Consider the following 21946-nt stretch of genomic DNA (forward strand, 5'->3'; position numbering starts at 1 on the left):
CCATGCCTTCCGTAGCCCTCTTCGACCTTCTGCCTGATTTCGGCACGCGCGCGCAGCGTGCCGGCCAGCCCCGGGCAGCAGTCGATCCCGAACACAAGCCCGAGATGCCGGCGCCGCAAGCCGATATCGGCACGCTGATCGCCGAGGCGGTTGCCCAGGCGGAGGCAGCGCTGGAGGGCCGCCTGGCGGCTGCGCATGACGCCGCGCTCGAAGCCGAACGCCAGGCCAGTGCTGAGGAAGCAAGGATATTTCTCGAAAGCCTTGGCGACGATGTCGGCAAGGCGGTCTCGTTGCACATTGATGCGATGGAGGCGCGCGTGACCGGACTTGTCGCCGGCACGGTCGCCCGCATCATCGGCGGCATCGTCAGCGACGATCTGCAGAAACGTTCGATCGATGCGTTGGCAGACGCCGTCCGCGAAGCGGTTGGCGACGCCGAGGCTGTGCGCATCGTCGTGCGCGGCCCGCTCTCGATGTTCGAAACACTGAAGGCATCGCTCGGACCCCGCGCCGCCAATCTCGATTTTGTCGAGGCGCCAGGCTTCGACCTGACCGTGGCTATCGACGAGGCGGTGTTCGAAACGCGCATGGCCGAATGGTCGACGACCCTCTCGGAGGTCCTGGCATGAGCGTCGCCAACGCCGATCAGGGCCGCCACGAGATCATCATCGTGCGGCGCAGTCATGACGACCATGACGAGGCCCACCATGGCGGCGTCTGGAAGATCGCCTTCGCCGACTTCATGACGGCCATGATGTGCTTCTTCCTAGTCATGTGGCTGATCAACGCCGCCAACGAGCAGACCAAGGCAGCCGTGGCCAGCTACTTCAACCCGGTCAAGCTGGTCGACCGCAATTCGAGCCGCAAGGGCCTGGAGGATCTCGGCGACGGCCCGCGCGCCATGGGACTGACGGCCGACGATCCGCAAGAGGCGACCAGCAAAGCCGGACAGAACGGCAATGCCGGCGCGGGCGCGTCCGAGCGCAAGCAGGACAAGCAGGAGCCACAGCAGGCGGAACACTCCGACGACCATCTCTTCGCCGACCCCTACGCCGTGCTTTCGGAAATCGCCACAGATACCGGCGTTATGCAGAATGTCAGCCAGAAAGGCGATGGCGGCATGCAGGCTGCCGGCCCGGCTACCGGCGCCTCCGGTGGCGCCTCCTACCGCGATCCTTTCGAGCCGGATTTCTGGTCGCAGCAGGTCGCGGCGCCCGGCGCCGAGGCCAGCGCCCAGCGCACCAAGATCGAGGGCGATCCGGCCAAGCCCGGCGACAAGACCGCCGAAACGCAGGTGCTCAAAGTCAAAGCCGTGCCGCCTGTCGCGGCACCGCTCGAGCCACTGGCAAAGGACGCGACCAGTAAACAGGCCGCGAACCCTGCCACGGCATTGGCCGGCGAGACGAAACCGGACGGCACCAAGGCCGCGGTAGCGAAGGCTGAGCCTGAGGCGCAAAAGGCCGTCCAGCCCGACATCGGGGAGAAGGCGCCAACCGCTGCTGCCGTGAAGGCAGCGGCCGACGTCAAGCGGCAGTTGGCCGATGCTTTCAAGCCTGGCGACAAGCTGCACGACGGCGTCTCGGTCGAAGCCACCGACAAGGGCGTCGTCATCTCGATCACCGATCAGCTCGACTTCGGCATGTTCGAGGTCGGCTCGGCGTTGCCGAGACGCGAACTGGTGCTGGCGATGGAGAAGATCGGCCGCATCGTCAACAGCCAGAAGGGCACCATCAGCATCAACGGCCACACCGATGCCCGGCCGTTCCGCAGCGACAGCTACGACAATTGGCGGCTGTCGACGGCGCGCGCGCATTCCGCGTACTACATGCTCGTGCGCGGCGGCGTCGACGAACGCCGCATCACCGAGGTCGCCGGTTTCGCGGACCGCCAGCCGAAAATAGCAGCCGATCCATTGGCGGCCGCGAACCGCCGCATCGAGATCCTGATGGCGACCGGCGGATGAAGCGAGCGGCCGTCACCCGCCGGTTGATTGGCCTGTTGCTGCTGGCCGGCGGACACCCGTCCACTGGTTTCGCCCAGGAGGCCCTGCAGCCGTATCAGCTGGTGCGCTCGCTGCAGCTCATCCAGGACCGCATAGCCGCCGGCGATCATGCCGCCCTGCCGATGCAGGCCAAGCTGCTCGAGATGACGGATGCGCGCCTGCGCGCGGCGAATGCCGAGGACTACAAGGATCCCAAGAATTTTCGGGCCCTGCTTGTCTACGGCATGAGCGGCGGCAACCCGGTGACCGTCGAAGCGGCCACGTCGCGCGCTACGGCGGACCCGCAAAGCCTTGCAATCGCCAAAGGCGTGATTGAGTACCTCAACGGCCGGCCCGGCAAGGCTATCGAAGCCTTGAGGCCGATCGATCCCATGGCGCTGCCTCCGGATCTCGGCGCCTTCCTCGCTTTGGTCAAAGGCTCGCTGCTTGCCGGCGATCAACCGGCGACCGCACTCGGTCTGCTCGACGAGGCAAGATTGCTCAGCCCCGGCACGCTGGTCGAGGAAGCGGCACTTCGCCGTTCGGTCGGCCTTGCAGTCGCGCAAGGCGACGCGGCACGTTTCGCCCTTGCTTCCACCCAGTATGTCGAGCGCTACCTCTATTCGCCCTATGCCAGCCAGTTCGCGGACTCCTTTGTCTCCGGCGTCATCGCGCTGCACATGTCGATCAGCCAGGACAAGCTGGGCGACATCACCTCGATGATGGATCCCGAGCGCGAGAAGGTGATCTATCTGCGCATCGCCCGCCGTGCCGCGATAGACGGCCTGAACGACCTTTCGGCCTTCGCTTCGGCGCGGGCCGAGCAGGGCCGTGACGGCAACACCAATCAGGACGATCCACGCGCCCTGCTCTATGCCAGCCTTTCCACCGTCACCTCGGGCACAATCGAGGACATTCGTGCCAAGCTCGGCAAGATCGATCGCAGCCGGCTGTCGGAGGGCGACCGCGCCTTGCTCGACGCCGCTCAGGCCATTGCCGGCGAGGTCGTCGCGCCGCCCACCGCCCTTCCGGCGGAAAAGCCTGCCCCTGTCGCGGCCGAGCAACCTCCGGCTCCCGAGATCGCCACGCCGCAAAACGCCGATGACAGTGGCTTGCCACCGGTCGAAGGCGCCATCTCGGAGCAACCCGCCGCCACCGCGGCCTCCGGCGGATCGGCCGCCAATACGCCGGACACGGCGGCAGTTGCAGCCACCTCCGCCGAGCCTGCGACCGTCGTGCCGGCGTCGGCACCTTCGCCCGCCGCCGGTCCGGCGCCCGCCGATCCGACCGACGCCGCCATGACCAGAACACGTCGACAGCTCGACCTGATCGACCAGATGCTTGGAGCCGCCCCTAAATGACCACCAGCCTCGGCTCGGCCTTGCCAGGATTTGCCTCCACGCGCGCGACGTCGGAGCAGCCTGCCGCGAACGGCAGAAACGATGACGCCGGCTTCGGCAAAATGCTGCGCGACGATGCCCGCCCGGAACGGCAGGCGTCGACAGAGGCGGGATCGCGCGACCGGCGCTGGAGCAAGCTCGCTGCCGGCCTCGCCGGGCATGGCGCCAAGGCCGAACCGGCATCGGCCGAGCCCGGAAGGACCACCTCGGCCAAAGGCGCAAGCGTGAAAACCGGCAAGGACGATTTGGAAGCAAAGGCGCACAAGGCCGACGCCGAACAGACGGCGTCGGATACCGCGCCGCTTCAGGACGACCTGCCGCTGCTGATCGCGTTTCATGACCTGCGGCATTTCTCGACAGCGGCCAAGGCAGCGGGGGGCAATGCGGCCACCGGCGAGAATCCGTCGGACCCGACGCTCGGCGGACAGGCTTCACTGCCAAAGACCTACCGCTCAAAATCGTCGGGCGGACGCGAAGCACTCGAAACCATGTCGAAGCCGGAGCAGGCGTCGATCGTCGACGGACCTTTGACGGCGCTTGACGGTCAGTCGCCGAGCGCTGCCTCCAGCGCGCCAAAACGCGACGTCACAGCGGCGGCTCAGAAGCTGTCGGACGCGCCGGCTGCCGATGTGCCCGGCGTGCCGTCGAAGCCCACCACGAATGCGATGAGGAGCATCGAGGATGTGCGGTCCTCGATGCGTCCCGAAGCGGGAAAACAGTCCCTGTCCGCCGCGCGCATCGACGTGGTGTCGGAACGGAGCTTCCCCGCGCCGCCGCAGGGTCCCATCAGCCAGGCGGCCCTCAATGTGATCAACGCCATAGCCGCCGACGCAGGGCCGCAAAAGGCGCTTTCAGCCTCACCCACGACCACCCATCTGGCCAGCTCTGTTGCCGTTCCGACACATGTGTTGAAGATCGAACTTCACCCTGCCGAACTCGGCATGGTGACGGCCAATCTTCGCCTCTCCGGGGAACAACTTTCGATTGAGCTGAAGCCTGAAACACACGATGCCTATCGTCGGCTGTCGGCCGACAGCGAGGCCATCGTCAAGTCGCTGCGAGGGCTCGGCTTCGAGGTTGACAAGGTCACGATACTGCAACCTTCGGTAGCAGTTCCCGCTACAACCCGGACGGATGCAACCGCTCCGTTGGCGGCGGCAACAGGCCGCGATCCAGCATCCTTTCAACCGGGGAATTCGGGCGGCGGCAATGGTGGAGCCGGCGGCCAGCAACCGGGTCAGCAATCCTCAGGGAACCGCAACGATGACGCGCAGGACTACGGCCGCGGCACTTCGCCTTCTCGCGAGCGCGCTGGCGGCGATATCTTTATCTAGCGCGGTAACAGCTGCCGCAGCCACGACCAACCCTTGCGAGCCGGAAATCCTGCGCGCCGCCGACCGCTATGGCGTTCCCCCCGGCATCCTTTATGCCGTTGGCCTGACGGAGACCGGCAACAAGGGCAGCCTTCAACCCAACGCTTTGAATATAGAGGGAAAAGCAGTCTTTCCCAGGAGCCGGACCGAGGCCCTTGCCGCCTTCGCCAATGCCCGGCGCGAGGGCAAGACCCTGATCGATCTGGGCTGCATGCAGATCAACCACCACTACCACGCATCGCATTTTCGCAGCGTCGAGGACATGCTCGACCCACGTCAGAACGTCGACTATGCGGCGCGCTTCCTGGCCAGCCTTCATGCCCGTCACGAGACCTGGTCGATGGCCGTGGCCCGCTATCATGCCGGCCCCGACAATGACCCGGCGCAGAAGATCTATGTCTGCCGTGTCATTGCCAACATGGTCGCCACCGGCTTTGGAAAATGGACCGCGAACGCCCGCGGATTCTGCAACCCATAAGCGCATTTCCCATTACTAATAGACCTGCCACACAACCCCGAATTGTTGTTCTGGCCTGGCCAAGACTTGGCGCCGAATGCGTATCTGGCTGCACGCTAATGCAACCGATACGATTCCAGACTCCCAAGAAACTAGCTATAAGAAATGACGGTTGTTCAGGATTCTCGCCAGCGGATAGGCCTCTCTTCACGGGGCAAATGATTTGATTCGGAAGGCGGGGCCGATGATTGTGATCGTTGACGAGCGCGAGCTCGTAACAGAGGGATACAATTCACTTTTCGATCGTGAGGGCATCGCCTGTGCAGGCTTTGCATCCGGCGAATTCGGTGAGTGGGTGAATTCGGCCGCCGACACCGATCTGCGCTCGGTCAGGGCCTTCCTCATCGGCGATTGCCGCGAAGGTTCCATCTCTCCGCGCCAGATCCGCGACCGCACCGGCGCCCCGGTGATTGCGCTGAGCGAACAGCATTCGCTGGAGAACACGCTGCGGTTGTTCGAGAGCGGCGTCGATGACGTCATTCGCAAGCCCGTCCATATCCGTGAGATCCTGGCCCGCATCACCGCGATCCGCCGCCGCGCCCAGGAAGACGTCGCCTACACCGAGATCGGCGCCATGCGCATCTTCATGGACGGCCGCGACCCCGAGATCGACGGTCAGCCCCTCCCCCTGCCGCGCCGCGAGCGCCGCATCCTCGAATATCTGGCGAGCAATCGCGGGCGCCGGGTCACCAAGACCCAGGTCTTCAACGCCATCTACGGCATCTTCGACGAAGAGGTCGAGGAGAACGTGGTGGAAAGCCACATCAGCAAACTGCGCAAGAAGCTGCGCGAGAAGCTGGGCACCGACCCGATCGATTCCAAGCGTTTCCTCGGCTACCGGCTCGTCTTCTGATGCAGCGCCGCGCCAGCCTCGCGCAAGAAAACATGCGTAGCCTCGCAGCCAGCAGCATGGACACAGCGGAGACGTTTCGATGAGCCTCTATGGAATGATGCGGACCGGCGTTTCCGGCATGAACGCGCAGGCAAACCGCCTGTCGACGGTCGCCGACAACATCGCCAATTCAGATACCACGGGTTACAAGCGGTCCTCCGCCGAATTTTCGACGCTGGTCATGCCGTCGACCGGCGGCGCCTACAATTCCGGCGGCGTCACCACGACGATCCGTCAGGCCGTCAGCGATCCGGGCGTGCTTCAGTACACGACCTCGGTTTCCGACCTTGCCGTCAGCGGCGATGGCTTCTTTGTCGTTCAGGATCCGAGCGGCACCCCCTATCTGACCCGAGCCGGCGCTTTCGTTCCCGACGGTCAGGGCAGGCTGGTCAACTCAGCCGGCTTCCAGCTGATGGCCTACAGTTACGAGAACGGCGTACCGGCAGCGACGGTCAACGGCTTCGAGGGATTGGTCCCGGTTGTCATCTCCGACCAGGGCATGACCGCAACGCCGAGCACCGAGGGCAGCTTTGCCGGCAACCTGCCGGCGGGTGCGACACCTGTCGCGACCGCCAACCTGCCCGCCGCCAACGCTGCGACCGCGCAATACACGTCGAAATCCTCCATGGTCGCCTACGACAATCTCGGCAACAAGAAGCTGCTCGACGTCTACTTCACCAACACCGGCGCCGGCACCTGGCAGGTGGCGGTCTTCGATCAGTCGAAGGCCACCGCTGGAACATCGTTCCCCTACACCGCCGGCGGCTTGCTGGGCTCGGCCAACCTGACCTTCGACACCACCACCGGCAAGCTCACCGGCACGCCCACCAACGTTTCATTTACTGTGCCGAACGGCGCCACCCTCAATCTCGATCTGTCGGCGCTGACCCAGCTTGGCACCGGCTTCACGGTTTCCGACGCCCAGGTCAACGGCAACGCACCGAGCACCATCGACAAGGTTCAGATCAGCAAGGACGGCACCATCTACGCCCAGTACAAGGACGGCTCGACCAAGCCGCTCTACAAGATCCCGCTCGCCGACGTACAGAGCCCGGACCAGCTCAAGGCGCTGCCTGGCAACGTCTATTCGCAAGGCACCGAGTCCGGCGCGGTTCGTGTCGGCTTTGCCAATGAAGGCAAGCTCGGCTCCATCATCTCCGGCGCGCTCGAGAATTCAAACGTCGATATCGCCGAAGAACTGACCAACATGATCGCGGCACAGCGCAGCTACACCGCCAATTCGAAAGTCTTCCAGACCGGTTCCGATCTGATGGACGTCCTTGTCAACCTGAAGAGATAAGACGGGCGTCGCCCGCGAAAGACCCGCATGTCACTGTCTACCGCATTGAGTATCGCCCAGTCGGCGCTTATGAACACCGCGCGACAGACCAGCGTTGTCTCGCGCAATGTCGCCGACGCCTCCAACCCGGACTATTCCCGGCGTCAGGCCGTCGTCACCAGCACGGCGCCGGGTGCGCGCTCGGTCGATATCCAGCGCGCAGCCAACGAGCTTCTGTTTCGCCAGAATCTCGCCGCGCTATCGGCCTGGAGCGGCCAGAACGCTCTCTACAACGGCATGGATCAGTTGGGTGTTGCGGTCAATGGCGTCGACAATGCATCCTCGCCCTCGACCGCGATCGCCAACCTGCAGCAGGCGCTGCAACTCTACGCCACCTCGCCGTCGAATCAGAACCTCGGCGCCTCCGTCATCGACGCCGCCAAACAGGTCGTGCGCTCGCTCAATGAGGGCTCCAAGGCAGTCCAGGATTTCCGCACCCAGACCGACGGTCAGATTGCCACCGCCGTCGACGACCTGAACTCGCTGCTCGGCCAATTCCAGGATGCCAACACGGCCGTCATGTCCGGAACCCGTTCCGGCACCGACGTTTCCGATGCGCTCGACCAGCGCGATGCGCTTTTGAAGAAGATTTCGAACTATGTCCCGGTGTCGACCTTCACGCGAGGCGACAATGACATGGTCATCACCACCGGCGACGGCACGACCTTGTTCGAGACGATACCGCGCACGGTCACCTTCGCGGCGTCGGCAGGCTATACCGCGGGTGCCGCCGGCAATGCCGTCTACATCGACAATGTGCCGATCTCGGCGGGAGCTGGTGGCAACACCAGCGCCAGCGGCACGCTTGCCGGCCTGCTGCAATTGCGTGACGGCGTCGCCTCGACCATGCAGAGCCAGCTCGACGAGACCGCGCGTGGCCTGATCACAGCCTTTGCCGAGACCGCACCCTCGATGGCCAACGCCGCCGGCCTGTTCACCTGGTCTGGTGCGCCGGCCGTGCCGGCCGCCGGCACGCTGGTCAACGGCCTTGCCGCGTCCATCAGCGTCAATGCAGCGATGGACCCGGGCACCGGCGGCAACCCGATGCTGCTGCGCGACGGCGGTGCCAACGGTGCGGCCTACGTCGCCAACACGGGCGGTGGCGCGTCCTATTCCACCCTTCTGGTTGCCTATGGCGACAGGCTCGACCAGCCGATGACTTTCGACCCCGCCGCCGGGGTTTCGGCAACGTCCAGCGTGTCCGATTACGCCGCCAGTTCGATCGGCTGGTTCGAGGGCGTGCGCCAGCAGGCTTCGACCGCCTCCGACGCCAAGGAAGCGCTGGCGTCGCGCAGCGCCGAGGCGCTGTCCAACGCGACCGGGGTCAATGTCGACCAGGAAATGTCGCTGCTGCTCGACCTCGAACACACCTACCAGGCGTCGGCTCGGATGATGAAAACCGTCGACGACATGATGACGGCCTTGCTCAACGCGGTGGGATAATTCCATGACTTCAGTCTCCTCGGCCGCAATCTCCAATGCCATGCGCTCCCAGCAGATGCGCATGCAGGCCGAACTCGTCAAAGCCACGAAAGAATCCTCGACGGGCAGGGTCGCCGACGTCGGCCTGGCTCTCGGCGGGCGCACCACCCAGGCCGTCACTTTCCAGCGCGATCTTGACCGGCTCAACGTCATCATCGATTCCAACGGCCTGGTCGGCGCCCGGCTCTCCTCGACGCAGACCTCGCTTGGTCAACTCTCGACCGCCGCTCAGACGTTCCTGTCCGCCCTGACCACCGCCTCCTCAAGCGACTCGTCCAACAGCCTCACCCAATCCTCCGGCAAGGCGACCATCCAGCAGCTGACCTCGATCCTCAACACCAGCGTCAATGGCGAATACCTGTTCGCCGGCACCAACACCGACGTCAAGCCAATCAACGACTTCACAGCTGCCGGCTCCCCCGCCAAGGCGGCATTCGACGCCGCTTTCGTCGCCAATTTCGGCTTCACCCAGGACGATCCGCTCGCGGCCGACATCACGGCTGCCCAGATGGACGATTTCATCACCAATGATGTCGCCCCGCAGTTCACGGGCGCTGGTTGGCAGGGCAACTGGTCGAACGCCACCGACCAGCAGATCGTCAGCCGCATCGCACTCAACGAAACCACACCGACGTCGACCAGCGCCAACAGCGCCGGCATCCAGAAGCTCGCAATGGCGGCAGCCATGGTCAGCAGCCTGATGTCCAGCAACATCAGCCAGGCGGCGAAGAATACGGTTGTCAGCCGCTCCACCACATTGGTTGGCGAAGCGCTGAGCGGCATTGGCCAGCTTCAATCCGAGACCGGCATCGTCCAGAAGCGGGTTTCCGATGCCAACGATCGGATGAAAACGCAGGTCGACCTTTTCGAACGGCACATTCTCGACCTGGAAGCTGTCGATCCGGCCGAAGCCGCGACACGGGTCGCGGACCTGACACAGCACATCGAAACGTCTTTCGCGTTGACCGCACGCCTGCAGCAGCTCAGCCTGTTGAATTACCTGACCTGACAACGCTTAACGGAACGGTAGAGCCCCAACGATGTACCAATTCTCTTACGCCGACATCCAGAGCAACTCCGTTGCCGACGCGAAGGACCGCGAGCGCGAGCTTCTGACCCGCTCGATCGACATGCTGGCGGCAGCAGCAGTGGCAGGCCACGGTTCGATGGAGGCGATAGAGGCGCTTCACTTCACCAACCGCGTCTGGACCGCCTTCGTCGAGGATCTTGGCTCCAGCGACAACGCTCTGCCAAAGGAACTGCGCGCCAACCTCATTTCCATCGGCCTGTGGCTGCTGCGCGAGGCGGAGGACATCCGTCAGGGCCGCACCAACAATTTCGAAGGGCTGATCGAGGTGTCCCAGATCATCAGGGACGGCATTCAATGACCAACACGCTGAAGATATCGCTGAAGCCGAACGAAAAGATCTACATCAACGGCGCCGTCATCCGGGTCGACCGCAAGGTCACCGTCGAATTGATGAACGACGTCCAGTTCCTGCTCGAAAACCACGTGATCCAGGCCGAAGATGCCTCGACACCGCTCAAGCAGCTTTATTTCATCCTGCAGGTCATGCTGATGAACCCGGCCGGCGCCGCCGCCGCACGCGAGATGTTCCGTCGTTCGCTGCCGCTGCTTCTGGCAAGCTTCGAGGACGGCCAGATCTGCAGCGCGCTGAAACAGATCGACCGCATGGTCGGCGAGGACCATATCTACGAAGCGCTGAAGGCGATCCGCGCACTTTATCCGCTCGAACGCCGCGCGCTGGGTGGGAATGACGATGTTTCGGGTGCCGAGCGCCCGTTGGCTGTGGGAGCACGATACTGATGAACGTGGACATGACGACGACGATTCCGACCGGCGCCAATCAGGCCACCGCGTCCACCTCGAAGACAGCAGTCGACTACCAGTCCTTCCTGAAGCTTCTGATCGCCGAGATGAAGAACCAGGATCCGACCAAGCCGATGGATTCGACGCAGTATGTCGCCCAGCTCGCCACCTTCTCGCAGGTCGAGCAATCGGTGCAGACCAACACCAAGCTCAATCAGATCATGCAGTCCTCGGCGCTGTCGCAGGCCGACGCACTGATCGGGCGCTCGATAACCTCCGCCGACGGCCTGACGACGGGCACCGTGGCTTCGGTGCGCCTCGCCAGCAACGGTCTCATCGCCGTGCTGCAGAACGGCACCGAAGTCGCGGTCGGTCCGGGAGTTTCGGTCAAGGCGGCAAGCTGACGCTTTCGACAGAGAGCCAGTCCCATGAATGAGGCCGACGCTCTCGACATCGTCCAGTACGCGGTATGGACGGTGCTCGTCGCGTCCGCTCCGGTGGTGCTGGTCGCCATGGTGGTCGGCATCGGCATCGCCCTCATCCAGGCGCTGACCCAGGTGCAGGAAATCACCTTGACCTTCGTGCCGAAGATCGTCGCCATCATGCTGGTGGTGGCGCTGACCGGCCCCTTCATCGGCAGCCAGATATCGGCCTTCACCAACGTCATCTTCGAGCGCATCCAGAACGGGTTCTAACCTGTTTTGGGAAGGCGTGCCGCGGCATGCCGTTCGTAATTGTCCGAAGACAGACGCCGCCGATCCCCTTGGCGCCTCCGCACGCACGGCAGACAAGGCCTGGACCGCCTCTATCCCATTGTTGGACCATGAGCTTTTTTGCCCTTTGCGGCGCCATGCCCTACTTTCGGCAAACGGTCTGCGCAAACGGATTGTCTGACGGGCAGGCACGACATGGCAGGAATCCCAAATGATTGACGAAAAGCCGGACAGCGAGAGCGTCTCGGCGCTGGCGCCCTTCCGGCACGGCATTTTCCGCGCCGTGTGGGGCGCAAGTCTCGTCTCGAATTTCGGTGGCCTGATCCAGGGTGTCGGCGCCGCCTGGATGATGACCACGATCGCCACCTCGCCCTATCAGGTGGCCCTTGTCCAGGCTTCGACCACCTTGCCGATCATGCTGTTTGCGTTGGTCGCCGGCGCCATCGCCGACAGTTTCGACCGGCGCAAGGTGATGCTGGTCGCCCAGACCTTCATGCTGGTGGTGTCGGTGCTTCTGACCCTGTTCACCTATTCGGGCCTGATCACGCCATGGACGCTGCTTGCCTTCACCTTCCTGATCGACAGCGGCACCGCGCTCAACAGCCCATCATGGCAAGCCTCCGTCGGCGATATCGTTCCCCGCAACAAGGTGCCGGCGGCCGTCGCCCTCAATTCGATGGGCTTTAACCTGACGCGCAGCGTCGGTCCGGCGATCGGCGGCATCATCGTCGCCGCCGCCGGTGCGGCAGCCGCCTTCGCGGCGAACGCGGTGAGCTATATCGGCCTGATCGTCGTGCTGGCGCGCTGGAAGCCGAACGTGCCGGTATCGACCTTGCCGCGCGAGTCGCTGGGGGCCGCCATGGGCGCCGGCCTGCGCTATGTCGCCATGTCGCCCAATATCGGCAAGGTGCTGGTCAGGGGTGCTGCGTTCGGCTTCAGTGCAGGCGCTGTGCTTGCGTTGCTGCCTCTGGTGGCGCGCGACGTCGTCAAGGGCGATGCGCTTACCTATGGCATCATGCTCGGCGCCTTCGGCATCGGCGCGGTCGGCGGCGCCTTGATTAGCGTCAGGCTGCGGCAGTTGCTCTCCAGCGAGACGATGGTGCGCTGTGCGTTCGCCGGCTTCGCCGTCTGCGCCTTCAATGCCGCCGTCAGCCAGCATGCCTGGCAGACGTCGCTCGGCCTGCTTGTCGGCGGTGCCTGCTGGGTGATCGCGCTTTCGCATTTCAACGTCACGGTGCAGATGGCGACGCCGCGCTGGGTGGTCGGCCGGGTGCTGTCGGTCTACCAGACCGCGACCTTCGGCGGCATCGCGCTCGGCAGCTGGATCTGGGGCGTCGTCGCCGACGCGCATGGCGCCGAAACCGCGCTGATCGCCGCCAGCATCGCCATGCTGGCCGGCGGCGCCATCGGTCTTTTGCTCCCGCTGCCGCAACAGCAGGTGCTCAACCTCGACCCGCTCAATCGCTTCAAGGAACCGCATTTGGCGCTTGACCTGAAGCCGCGCAGTGGTCCCATCGCCATCATGATCGAATATGTGATCCGCCACGAGGACGAACCGGAGTTCCTCGCCATCATGGCCGAACGCGGCCGCATCCGCCGCCGTGACGGCGCCCGCAACTGGACGCTGGCGCGCGATCTCGAGAATCCCACCGTATGGATCGAGCATTATCACACGCCGACCTGGATCGAGTATATCAGGCACAATGGACGCATCACCCATGCCGACGCCGTCATCGGCGAACGCGTGCGGGCCCTGCACAGCGGCGACGAACCGCCCCGCGTACGCCGCATGATCGAGCGCCCGACCACCGCCGGCACGGCGCTTGTGATGGCCAAGGGACCTATTGAGCACTGACTCCGGGTTGTCCCTTAGCCCTCGCCCGACAGGTCCCGGCGGGCCTTGTCGAGTTCCTCGGCATAGCGTCGCATCAGATGGCCTTCGGTCAACAGGCCCAGCACGATGTGGTCGGTGAAATCCTCGACCACGGCGAGTTCTTCGGCGCCCGCCCGCTGGAATGTTTCCGCGGCGGCCTGCACGTTCATGCTCGGCACCAGCACCGCGTCCTTGTATTTGGCGAGATCGCGCACCGGCACCTCGCCATCGGACGGATCGCTGTGCAGTTCGGCCACGATCAGCACGCCGACATAGTGGTCGCCCGCATCGACGGCGATGACGCGCTGGGCAGAGCCGAGCGGCACCTCCTTGCGGAAGGCTGCCAGCGTCGTCGAGGCATAGATGGTCTTGATGTCCTTGCGCATCATCGAGCCGACTGTGAGGCTGCGCATCCAGCCGACATCGTGGGCGCTGCGGATGGTCTCGCCGCGCAGATGGAAGCGCCATGTCGAGAACGAGTAGCCGAAGGTTTCGCGCACCAGGATGGCCGACATGATCGAGGCGGCCAGCACGACGCCGGTCAGCGTCAGGTCGCGGGTCGATTCCAGCGCCAGGAAGGTCATCGTCAGCGGACCGCCGACGACACCGACGGCGAGCGACGTCATGCCGACGACGGCGGCGACGGCAGGGTCGATGCCGGTTGCCGGAGAAATAACAAGCATCACATCCGCGAACGCCTTGCCGAGCAGCGCGCCGAGGAACAGCGAGGCAAAGAACAGTCCGCCGCGAAAACCCGACCCCAGCGAGACCGCCGACGCCGCCAGCTTGAGCACGAAGACGCTGGCCACCACGGCCAGCCCGTAATTCATCGAGAATTCGCGATGCAGCGCGCCATGGCCGCTGGACAGCACTTGCGGCGTGATCAGCCCCAACAAGCCAACGATGACGCCGCCAATGACGGGGCGCAGCGACGCATCGATCGACAGCCTGGCGAAACCGCGCTCGATCAGCGTCACCAGATGCATGATGGCGATCGAGGCGGCACCGCCGAGCAGCCCGAGCAGCAGGAACGGCACATACTGGCTGGCGGTGAGCGCCGGCAGACCCGAAAGCTCGAGCGGGAAAGGCACCCCGCCGAACATTTCAGCGGTCAGCGAGGCTGAGATCGCGGCGGTCATGACAGGCGCGACATTGGCGACCGAGTAGATGCCGATGACCAATTCGAAGCCGTAGAAGGCGCCGGTCAGCGGTGCATCGAAGGCAGCGGCGATAGCGCCGGCCGCACCACAGCCGACCAGGATACGGACATCGTTGCGGCGCAGCCTGAAGATGCCCGCCAGCCGCGATGCCAGCCCGGAGCCAACCTGCGTGTAGCCGGCTTCCAGCCCGACCGAGGCGCCAAAACCGCTGGAGATCATCGTCTGGCCGGCGATGATGAAGGTGTCGGTCAGCGACATGCGCCCGCCATAGAGCGCATTGGCTTCGATCGGGTCGATCGGTGTGCGGAATTTCCGTATCCGGAGCCAGACCACCGTCAGCCCCAGCAGTATGCCGCCGATCGCCGGTATCAGCGCCTGCATCGGATTGGCGAGCGAGAACATGCCGGAAAGCCGGCCGCCAGGCTGAACGCCGAACAGCAGCCCGTGCAGGTCCTGCACGATCTGGCTCATCGCCGTGACCAATATGCCAGCCATGACGCCTACGACACCGGCGAGGATGACCACCACGATGCCGCGTGCCTCGAGCAGGGGCAACGACCTGATTAGCACCGCGCGCAGCCGGCGGGCGTAGACTTCGCTGTGGTTTCTGGAAAGCACCGGGGCGGCTCGCCGATATCGAAAGGCAGTGGAAAGCCAGCCTGATACGCCCGGCGGCACGGCATGGCAACCACAATGCCGACAGACACCATGTTGGCGACAGCGCGATATCGATCGGCCTATGGACCGTTCAGGTCGGCATGGGCTCGCCGGCTTCATAGAGCACGAGGTTGCGCTCGCCTATGCCAAGCGCCGGCCAGCTCGCACGCCAGTCCGCAATGTGCGGCGAGGCGAAGTGCGCGTCGAGCGCTGCCCTGTCGCTCCAGACTTCCGTGACCCGGATGAGCCCGGCATCGAAAACATCCTGCGCATAGGAATATTGGATGCAGCCGACCTCGGCGCGGCTGCCTGAAACCATGCGTTCCATTGCGGGCTTGGCTTCCTCAAATTTGTTTGGCGGCAAGCGGATGGTGCCGATGATCAGAAGCATGGGTTTCCCTTTCCTGGCGAGGCTAGCCGACACGGCGACCTGCGCATGATCGTTCGAACTAGCCAGTCTCCCACCCTCGCGCAAGCTTGGCGGACTACCCTCACAGGGCTGTCGCGCGCTCGGCAGTCTATGGGGTTTGAGGACGATATGGCGATCAGCGAAAGCATTCAGCCCGGCGCGGCCGCCAAGAACGGCCGCGACGTCTTCTTCGCCATCGGCATCGTCATCATACTTGCCGTGCTGTTCCTGCCGATCCCGGCCTTTCTCATCGATGTCGGCCTCGCCTTTTCGATCGCGCTTTCGGTGCTGATCCTGATGGTGGCGCTGTGGATCCAGCGGCCGCTCGATTTTTCGTCTTTTCCAACCGTGCTGCTCATCGCCACCATGCTGCGGCTGTCGCTCAACATCGCCACCACGCGCATGATCCTGTCGCATGGCAATGAAGGGACGCATGCCGCCGGCTACGTCATCGCCGGCTTCTCCAAGTTGGTGATGGCCAGCGACTTCGTCATCGGCCTCATCGTCTTCATGATCCTGATCGTGGTGAACTTCATCGTCATCACCAAGGGCGCCACGCGTATCGCCGAAGTCGGCGCGCGCTTCACCCTCGATGCCATCCCCGGCAAGCAGATGTCGATCGACGCCGACCTCTCGGCCGGCATGATCGACGACAAGACCGCGCAGCTGCGCCGCCGTGAACTGGAAGAAGAATCTTCTTTCTTCGGCTCGATGGACGGCGCCTCGAAGTTCGTCCGCGGCGACGCCATCGCCGGCCTCATCATCACCGCCATCAACATCGTCGGCGGCATTGCCATCGGCTACATCAGGCACGGCATGGGCATGGGCGAAGCCGCCGACGTGTTCATCAAGCTGTCGGTCGGCGACGGCCTCGTCACCCAGATACCGGCGCTGATCGTGTCGCTCGCCGCCGGCCTGCTGGTCTCCAAGGGCGGCACCCGCGGCTCGACCAACCAGGCGGTGTTCGGCCAGCTCGGCGCCCACCCGCGCGCCCTCTATGTCGCGGCATCGCTGCTGGTGCTGCTCGGCCTGATGCCCGGCCTGCCGCTGTTCCCGTTCTTTGCGCTCGCCGCCGGCATGGCCGGCCTCGGCTACGTCATCCCGATGCGCGCCAACCGGGTCCTCGCCGAAGCCGAGGCGATCAAGGACCAGGAAAAGGCGACCAAGGTCGAGGAGGAGAAGAACTCGGTCAAGGCCTCGCTCGCCACCGCCGAGATCGAGCTTTTGATCGGCAAGCAGCTGTCGACAAGGCTGCTGACGTCGCATCAGGAACTGGTTTTCCGCATGGGCAAGATGCGCAAGAAATTCGCCACCCAGTACGGCTTCGTCGTGCCGGAAGTGCGTGTCGCCGACGATTTCGCCATCCCGCCGAAAAGCTACCAGATCAAGGTGCACGGCACCGTGGTGGCCGAATACCAGATGCGCGTCGGCGAGATCATGGTGCTGCTCGGCAATCGCGACGTACCCGAGATACCGGGCGAGGAAATCCGTGAGCCGGCCTTCGGCATGCGCGCCTATTCCGTCGTCGAAGCCTTCGCCGAGGATCTGAAGCGCGAGAACTACACCTTCGCCGACAACATGTCGGTGCTGCTCACCCATCTCTCCGAGGTCATCCGCAACAACCTGCCGCAGCTTCTGTCCTACAAGGACATGAAGGCGCTGCTCGAACGCCAGGACCAGGAATACCGCAAGCTCGCCGACGAGATCTGCACCACCCACATTTCCTATCCCGGCCTGCAGGCGGTGCTGAAGCTGCTGCTCGCCGAGCGCGTCTCGATCCGCAATCTGCACCTGATCATCGAGGCGATCGCCGAGATCGCGCCGCATGTGCGCCGCACCGAGCAGATCGTCGAACATGTCCGCATCCGCATGGCCCAGCAGATCTGCGGCGACCTCTCCGAGGGCGGCGTGCTGAAGGTGCTGCGCCTCGGCAACCGCTGGGACCTCGCCTTCCACCAGAGCCTCAAGCGCGACGCCAAGGGCGAGGTGCGCGAATTCGACATCGACCCGCGTCAGCTCGAGGAGTTCGGCCAGGACGCCACCAAAGCGATCAAGAAATATCTGGAAGCCGGCGAACGTTTCGTCCTCGTCACCGCGCCCGACGCCCGCCCCTATGTGCGCATGATCATCGAGCGGCTGTTCACCACGCTGCCGGTGCTCAGCCACGTCGAAATCGCCAAGGGCGTCGAGATCAGGGTGCTCGGAACCATATCGTGAGCGTGCTGTCGCAAGGCGTCGTCATCGCGGCGTTCCTCGCCTTCTGCCGCATCGGCGCCTGTTTCATGCTGATGCCGGGCCTGTCCAGCGCCCGCGTCCCGGTCCAGGTCAGGTTGTTCGTGGCGGTCGCCGCCACCGGCGGCCTGCTCGCCTTCCTGTGGGACAAGATCTTTCCTTTCGTCGACCCGCGCCCGCAGATCCTGGTGCCGATGATCATCTCGGAACTTCTGGTCGGCGGCCTGATCGGCGCCATGACCAGGCTCTACATGGAAGCCCTGCGCTTCATGGGTTCGGCCATCGCCATGCTGGTCGGTTATGGCGGCACCGGCGGACCGGCGATCGAGGAGCCCGAACCCCAGGCAGCCCTTGCCGCCATCATCTCGTTCTCGGCGCTGTTGATGCTGTTCGTGTTCGATTTCGACCACGAGATAATACGCGCGCTGGTTTCCTCCTACACGGTGGCGCCGGTCAACATCTTCTTCAACCCGCAGGCAGCCCTCGTCGATGTCACCGACACGGTGTCGGACACCTTCTTCCTGGTCATCCGCCTCGGCAGCCCGTTCGTCGCCTATGCCATTCTCGTCAATCTGACGATCGGCTTCGTCAACAAGCTGACCCCGCAGATCCCGATCTATTTCATCTCCCAGCCCTTCATCATCGCCGGCGGCATGATCATCTTCTATTTCGCCGTCGGCACCATGCTGTCGCTGTTCGTCGACGGCTTCGTCGACCTGACGCTGGCGAGATGACCATGAGCACGCGCAAGGACCGCCTCAAGAAACTGGTCAAGGTGCAGGAACAGCTGAAGGCGCTGCACGAAACCCGCCACGCCACCTTCCTTGCCGCGGCCAGTGCCGCCGAGGCTGAAGCCAGGGAACTGGTCGGCCATTTCGACCAGCCCGATTCGCTTTCCGCCCTGTTCCCCGATCTCTACCACCGCCGCATCGCCCAAGCGGTCGTGCGCCAGGAGGCGAACCTGGCAAGCGCGAAGCAAGAAGCCGGCCTCATCGCCGCCGCGACCGCCCGCACCAACATGGTTGAGCGTGCCTACAAGGACGTGCGCAACCGCGACGAGCGCGAACGCTCCGACCGCGAGCGGCTCGACATCATCGCGCAGAAGCAGGGCGAGGAATAAGCTGAGGGTGTTCTGCTATGGGGCCAACGGTGAGCGTCATTGACCAGGTTGCGAATGGCGGCAATCTCGGTCTTAGGGGCGGGCATGGTGGCTTCCTGAGAGCGGACATTGCAGGCTGCGCATCGAGGTCCTGCCGCGCCATGAACAGTCGATGCTTCGGTCTGGAAGCAGCCGTTGAGCAGACGTTCATTGCACGGCGGCGGCCGCGGTGAAGATGTAGCCAACGCCATAGACGACCTTGATCGGCGCGGGCAAGCTGATGTGCTCCTCCAGTTTGCGGCGTAGCCGGCTGACGACTGCGTCGAGATGCCTGTTGTCGAAGTTCGACCTGGGACGGGCGACAAGCTCCACCAGATCCTCGCGCTGGCAGATTTCGCCGCTACGGTTGCAGAGCACGTTCATGAAGGCGAACTCGGCCGCCGTCAGTTTAAGCGAACGGTGATTGGGCGCGATCAGCATCCAGTTCGTGCCGTCCAGCACCCACCGATCGCTGCTGCCGTTGGCAGAGTCGGGCGGGGCTCCCGTCCGTCGCAGCAGGCTGCGAATTGCGGCGTCGATCTCGCGCAGCGTGCTGTGCTTGACCAGGTAGATGTCGGCGCCGCTCTCAAAGCCACGGATACGGTCGTCGCTGTCACCGAGCGCCGTCAGCATGATGATGCCGCAGGCATGTGATTTGCGGATTTCGGTTGCCAGATCGAACCCGTTCCCATCGGGCAGCCCGACATCGAGGATGATGACAGCGGGCGAGCTGCCGTTGGCCAGCGTCTGGCGCAATTCCCCTGCCGTGGCGACGCCTTCGGCCGTGAAGCCCGTCAGTTCCAGGAAATCCGCCAGATCCTTGCGCAGCCGGGGCTCGTCCTCGACGATCAGAATATGCGTCATGCGGTCAGTTCCTCGGGCGAAAGTCGATCCGTTGCCTCGCCTGCCAGAGGCAGGCTGACGATGGACGTAATGCCCTGGTCGTCGTTGGCGAGCAACTGCAGCTTGCCGCCGTGATAGGCCAGCAATTTGCGCGAAGAATAGAGGCCGAGACCGGTTCCGGTTCCCGCCATCGTATTGGAGGCCCGGAAAAAGCGCCTGCCGATCTTGTGAAGCTCGGCCTGTGGAATGCCGATGCCACGGTCACGCACCCGAATGACCGCACTTCGACCTTCGCTGCGCACATCGATATCCACTGGCTGGTCCTCCGACGAATATTTGAGCGCATTGTCGATGAGGTTGATCAGGACGGTCGCCAGCATCTCGGGATCGACGACAAGCGAAACGGCGTCGTCATCCGCCGTAAAGATCAGGCGCTCGCCGCGCCCGGTCATCCCGAAATGCAGCCGCACATCGGCAATAAGCAAACCGACGCGTATCATCTCCGGCTGAAACCCGCTGTCGCGATCATTGGCCATGAAGCGGTCGATCAGGGAAAACAGGCGATCGAGCGCCTCGCCAATGCCGGCAATCCGTTCTCGTGTCGCTTCGGGCGACTTGTGGCCGACAAGGCCGATCATGTCGGCCGCGTTGCGGATGATGGCGAGCGGGGTGCGAAACTCGTGGCTGACGACGCGCATGAAGTCCGCCTGCTCGTCGCGAAGCACACGTTCGGCCGCCAGGCTCGCGTTCAACCGGCTTTCCAGCCGTCGTCGTTCCCGTACCTCCCGCGACAAGGCGATATTTTTCTCCAGCAGCGCAGAGGACAGCCGCGAACTGACCATGAACAGCAGGCAGCCGAAAAAGGCGATCAGGAACAGCGCGCCCTGCAGCAGATACCAAGCGTTGCGGTCGGCCAGAACCGAGGCGCCTTGAAAATCGACCGGCAGCCGGTATTCGATGATGCTCTGGAGAACGCTAGCCGCGATATACTCGGCAAGCACACCGATCGTGATCCAGCGCAGGAGGGTTGGTTGCGTCCGGTCCCGCATCAGCCCAAGACACATCACCGACATCATCACGACCGTAAAGAAGGTCGATGCGTGAATGCGTATAGCAATGTCGCCCGGATCCATCGCGAGGGCGGCACTCCATGCGACAATTTGGAAAATCAGCAGTGAAATGCTGATCCAGGTATAGCGTGGCTGTCCCAGAAAGCGCGCCAGACCCTCGGCCAGCAACACCAGGCCTAGCTTGATGATCGTGTTGTGGAGCACGATGGCCCAGGCCGCCGGCTGCTCCCCACGCAGGAGAATCAGCAGCACCCCCGCCGCGATAGCGACGAAGCCGGCCGCAAGAAACTTCAACTCATAGAGGCGGCGCCACGCCAGCCACACAAACAACCAGGTGACGGCCTGCAGGCTTGCGGTTGCAAACGTAACAACCAGAACGGTCTTCAGATCAAGCATGGTCGAGTATTCGCACGGGGTTCCCCTGCCGCACCCCCCGATGCGCCAAATGTTGAATCTCGCAGGAGTTGTGCGGGGAGGCAAGCGCGATCCGCCCGTGCAAGAATTGGTCAGAATTCAATAGAATTGATCGGTGGAATTGTCGGGAGAGGACGTTTTATCATCGGCCGCGATCGTCTTGGTGGTTTCGCCGGGCGGATTGTGAGGAAGCAGTCGGGCGATGTGCGTGGCGGACGCACGCGACCCGACGCAGCGGCAAGCGATGATTTTTCGCGGGACGCTCGGCGATCGGGCCGGCCGCGGAATCGTTGCTTGCGGCACACGGGGGGAATTCCATGACAATTCGCGATCGTCGCTCGCTCATGCGCCCGCTTGTACTTTTGTGCTCCACGGCGCTCGCGGGGTCGTTGCTGCTGCCAGTCATCCTGACGGCGCCGGCGCATGCACAGGCTCTTTATGGTGCGACCGGAGGCAGGGGCGGTGATGGTGACGTAGACAGCAACGGTGGCGATGGTGGCGATGCAGGTGACGCCGGCGTCGCGGGCAACGGTCCGGATGCAGGGACCGGTGGGGCGGCCGGCACGCAGGCCATTCCAGACGGTGGAAATGGTGACAACGGCGGCTCCGGTGGCGGTGGTGG

21 protein-coding genes and 1 pseudogene are annotated in these 21946 nt (G+C 64.0%); 18 read left to right on the top strand and 4 right to left on the bottom strand.

All coding sequences use genetic code 11. The annotated features are described in order from the left end of the window. Window positions 1–2: 2 nt before the first annotated feature. The 14 genes from AC0L2D_RS25220 to AC0L2D_RS25285 all read left to right on the top strand — a co-directional run bounded on the left by AC0L2D_RS25220 (window position 3) and on the right by AC0L2D_RS25285 (window position 13383). Window positions 3–629, top strand: coding sequence for a hypothetical protein (locus AC0L2D_RS25220; RefSeq protein ID WP_473542895.1), 627 nt, complete (start codon window positions 3–5; stop codon window positions 627–629). Next, entirely contained in the window at window positions 626–1963 is a 1338-nt protein-coding gene (locus AC0L2D_RS25225) for a MotB family protein (RefSeq protein WP_473542897.1), read from the top strand. The genes AC0L2D_RS25220 and AC0L2D_RS25225 overlap by 4 nt, the downstream gene beginning before the upstream one ends. After that, window positions 1960–3342: a chemotaxis protein MotC gene (locus tag AC0L2D_RS25230; RefSeq protein WP_473542899.1), complete on the top strand. Its 1383-nt coding sequence runs from the start codon at window positions 1960–1962 to the stop codon at window positions 3340–3342. The genes AC0L2D_RS25225 and AC0L2D_RS25230 overlap by 4 nt, the downstream gene beginning before the upstream one ends. Beyond that, a complete protein-coding gene (gene fliK, locus AC0L2D_RS25235) occupies window positions 3339–4715 on the top strand; it encodes a flagellar hook-length control protein FliK (RefSeq protein WP_473542900.1) in 1377 nt (458 codons plus the stop codon). Before AC0L2D_RS25230 ends, fliK begins: the two co-directional genes overlap by 4 nt. Beyond that, window positions 4645–5232, top strand: a complete 588-nt coding sequence (locus tag AC0L2D_RS25240) for a transglycosylase SLT domain-containing protein (protein ID WP_275954452.1) — start codon at window positions 4645–4647, stop codon at window positions 5230–5232. The genes fliK and AC0L2D_RS25240 overlap by 71 nt, the downstream gene beginning before the upstream one ends. A gap of 223 nt (window positions 5233–5455) precedes the next feature. Further along, a complete protein-coding gene (locus AC0L2D_RS25245; protein ID WP_013529780.1) occupies window positions 5456–6124 on the top strand; it encodes a response regulator transcription factor in 669 nt (222 codons plus the stop codon). 79 nt (window positions 6125–6203) lie between these two features. Beyond that, window positions 6204–7463, top strand: a complete 1260-nt coding sequence (locus AC0L2D_RS25250) for a flagellar hook protein FlgE (protein WP_013529779.1) — start codon at window positions 6204–6206, stop codon at window positions 7461–7463. A 27-nt stretch (window positions 7464–7490) separates the two neighbouring features. After that, window positions 7491–8945 carry a flagellar hook-associated protein FlgK gene (flgK, locus tag AC0L2D_RS25255; RefSeq protein ID WP_063173019.1) on the top strand — a complete coding sequence of 485 codons (1455 nt, stop codon included), beginning with the start codon at window positions 7491–7493 and terminating at the stop codon, window positions 8943–8945. Window positions 8946–8949: 4 nt separating this feature from the next. After that, window positions 8950–9993, top strand: a complete 1044-nt coding sequence (locus tag AC0L2D_RS25260) for a flagellar hook-associated family protein (protein WP_013529777.1) — start codon at window positions 8950–8952, stop codon at window positions 9991–9993. A gap of 31 nt (window positions 9994–10024) precedes the next feature. After that, entirely contained in the window at window positions 10025–10372 is a 348-nt protein-coding gene (flaF, locus tag AC0L2D_RS25265; RefSeq protein WP_013529776.1) for a flagellar biosynthesis regulator FlaF, read from the top strand. After that, window positions 10369–10812, top strand: coding sequence for a flagellar biosynthesis repressor FlbT (flbT, locus tag AC0L2D_RS25270; RefSeq protein WP_013529775.1), 444 nt, complete (start codon window positions 10369–10371; stop codon window positions 10810–10812). Before flaF ends, flbT begins: the two co-directional genes overlap by 4 nt. Beyond that, complete coding sequence (gene flgD / locus AC0L2D_RS25275; RefSeq protein WP_013529774.1) at window positions 10812–11219, top strand: flagellar hook assembly protein FlgD; 408 nt, start codon at window positions 10812–10814, stop codon at window positions 11217–11219. Before flbT ends, flgD begins: the two co-directional genes overlap by 1 nt. A gap of 24 nt (window positions 11220–11243) precedes the next feature. After that, window positions 11244–11510 (top strand): flagellar biosynthesis protein FliQ, encoded by a 267-nt coding sequence (fliQ, locus tag AC0L2D_RS25280; protein ID WP_013529773.1) that lies wholly within the window; start codon window positions 11244–11246, stop codon window positions 11508–11510. A gap of 229 nt (window positions 11511–11739) precedes the next feature. Further along, window positions 11740–13383, top strand: coding sequence for an MFS transporter (locus tag AC0L2D_RS25285; RefSeq protein WP_063168926.1), 1644 nt, complete (start codon window positions 11740–11742; stop codon window positions 13381–13383). A gap of 14 nt (window positions 13384–13397) precedes the next feature. Here AC0L2D_RS25285 and AC0L2D_RS25290 read toward each other — a convergent pair whose 3' ends face one another. Then, complete coding sequence (locus tag AC0L2D_RS25290) at window positions 13398–15179, bottom strand: chloride channel protein (RefSeq protein WP_063168927.1); 1782 nt, start codon at window positions 15177–15179, stop codon at window positions 13398–13400. A 130-nt stretch (window positions 15180–15309) separates the two neighbouring features. Beyond that, on the bottom strand, window positions 15310–15609 hold the full coding sequence (locus AC0L2D_RS25295; RefSeq protein WP_063168928.1) for a putative quinol monooxygenase: 300 nt from the start codon (window positions 15607–15609) through the stop codon (window positions 15310–15312). A gap of 147 nt (window positions 15610–15756) precedes the next feature. On the opposite strand from AC0L2D_RS25295, the gene flhA reads away from it, so the two are divergent. The 3 genes from flhA to AC0L2D_RS25310 are packed head-to-tail and all read left to right on the top strand — an operon-like array spanning window position 15757 to window position 18979. Beyond that, the gene (gene flhA, locus AC0L2D_RS25300; RefSeq protein WP_027161423.1) at window positions 15757–17844 is read left to right on the top strand and encodes a flagellar biosynthesis protein FlhA; all 2088 of its coding nucleotides are present in this window, start codon (window positions 15757–15759) and stop codon (window positions 17842–17844) included. Further along, the gene (gene fliR / locus AC0L2D_RS25305) at window positions 17841–18593 is read left to right on the top strand and encodes a flagellar biosynthetic protein FliR (protein ID WP_013529768.1); all 753 of its coding nucleotides are present in this window, start codon (window positions 17841–17843) and stop codon (window positions 18591–18593) included. The genes flhA and fliR overlap by 4 nt, the downstream gene beginning before the upstream one ends. 2 nt (window positions 18594–18595) lie before the next feature. Next, window positions 18596–18979, top strand: a complete 384-nt coding sequence (locus tag AC0L2D_RS25310) for a hypothetical protein (RefSeq protein WP_013529767.1) — start codon at window positions 18596–18598, stop codon at window positions 18977–18979. Between the two features lie 186 nt (window positions 18980–19165). Here the strand turns inward: AC0L2D_RS25310 and AC0L2D_RS25315 are convergent, their stop codons facing one another. Beyond that, complete coding sequence (locus tag AC0L2D_RS25315; protein ID WP_013529766.1) at window positions 19166–19861, bottom strand: response regulator transcription factor; 696 nt, start codon at window positions 19859–19861, stop codon at window positions 19166–19168. After that, window positions 19858–21306 carry a sensor histidine kinase gene (locus AC0L2D_RS25320; protein ID WP_473542908.1) on the bottom strand — a complete coding sequence of 483 codons (1449 nt, stop codon included), beginning with the start codon at window positions 21304–21306 and terminating at the stop codon, window positions 19858–19860. The genes AC0L2D_RS25315 and AC0L2D_RS25320 overlap by 4 nt, the downstream gene beginning before the upstream one ends. Before the next feature lie 335 nt (window positions 21307–21641). On the opposite strand from AC0L2D_RS25320, the pseudogene AC0L2D_RS25325 reads away from it, so the two are divergent. Next, window positions 21642–21946, top strand: a pseudogene (locus AC0L2D_RS25325) (hypothetical protein); the annotation flags it as partial.

The sequence above is a fragment of the Mesorhizobium sp. WSM4833 genome (genome assembly GCF_055811095.1).

Coding starts and splice junctions, on each gene's coding strand:
- AC0L2D_RS25245 (WP_013529780.1), top strand. CDS start 5,456: ATGATTGTGATCGTTGACGAGCGCGAGCTCGTAACAGAGGGATACAAT.
- flgK (WP_063173019.1), top strand. CDS start 7,491: ATGTCACTGTCTACCGCATTGAGTATCGCCCAGTCGGCGCTTATGAAC.
- AC0L2D_RS25220 (WP_473542895.1), top strand. CDS start 3: ATGCCTTCCGTAGCCCTCTTCGACCTTCTGCCTGATTTCGGCACGCGC.
- fliK (WP_473542900.1), top strand. CDS start 3,339: ATGACCACCAGCCTCGGCTCGGCCTTGCCAGGATTTGCCTCCACGCGC.
- AC0L2D_RS25250 (WP_013529779.1), top strand. CDS start 6,204: ATGAGCCTCTATGGAATGATGCGGACCGGCGTTTCCGGCATGAACGCG.
- AC0L2D_RS25315 (WP_013529766.1), bottom strand. CDS start 19,861: ATGACGCATATTCTGATCGTCGAGGACGAGCCCCGGCTGCGCAAGGAT.
- flaF (WP_013529776.1), top strand. CDS start 10,025: ATGTACCAATTCTCTTACGCCGACATCCAGAGCAACTCCGTTGCCGAC.
- AC0L2D_RS25310 (WP_013529767.1), top strand. CDS start 18,596: ATGAGCACGCGCAAGGACCGCCTCAAGAAACTGGTCAAGGTGCAGGAA.
- AC0L2D_RS25225 (WP_473542897.1), top strand. CDS start 626: ATGAGCGTCGCCAACGCCGATCAGGGCCGCCACGAGATCATCATCGTG.
- AC0L2D_RS25295 (WP_063168928.1), bottom strand. CDS start 15,609: ATGCTTCTGATCATCGGCACCATCCGCTTGCCGCCAAACAAATTTGAG.
- flhA (WP_027161423.1), top strand. CDS start 15,757: ATGGCGATCAGCGAAAGCATTCAGCCCGGCGCGGCCGCCAAGAACGGC.
- flbT (WP_013529775.1), top strand. CDS start 10,369: ATGACCAACACGCTGAAGATATCGCTGAAGCCGAACGAAAAGATCTAC.
- AC0L2D_RS25230 (WP_473542899.1), top strand. CDS start 1,960: ATGAAGCGAGCGGCCGTCACCCGCCGGTTGATTGGCCTGTTGCTGCTG.
- fliQ (WP_013529773.1), top strand. CDS start 11,244: ATGAATGAGGCCGACGCTCTCGACATCGTCCAGTACGCGGTATGGACG.
- AC0L2D_RS25285 (WP_063168926.1), top strand. CDS start 11,740: ATGATTGACGAAAAGCCGGACAGCGAGAGCGTCTCGGCGCTGGCGCCC.
- AC0L2D_RS25320 (WP_473542908.1), bottom strand. CDS start 21,306: ATGCTTGATCTGAAGACCGTTCTGGTTGTTACGTTTGCAACCGCAAGC.
- AC0L2D_RS25260 (WP_013529777.1), top strand. CDS start 8,950: ATGACTTCAGTCTCCTCGGCCGCAATCTCCAATGCCATGCGCTCCCAG.
- flgD (WP_013529774.1), top strand. CDS start 10,812: ATGAACGTGGACATGACGACGACGATTCCGACCGGCGCCAATCAGGCC.
- AC0L2D_RS25240 (WP_275954452.1), top strand. CDS start 4,645: ATGACGCGCAGGACTACGGCCGCGGCACTTCGCCTTCTCGCGAGCGCG.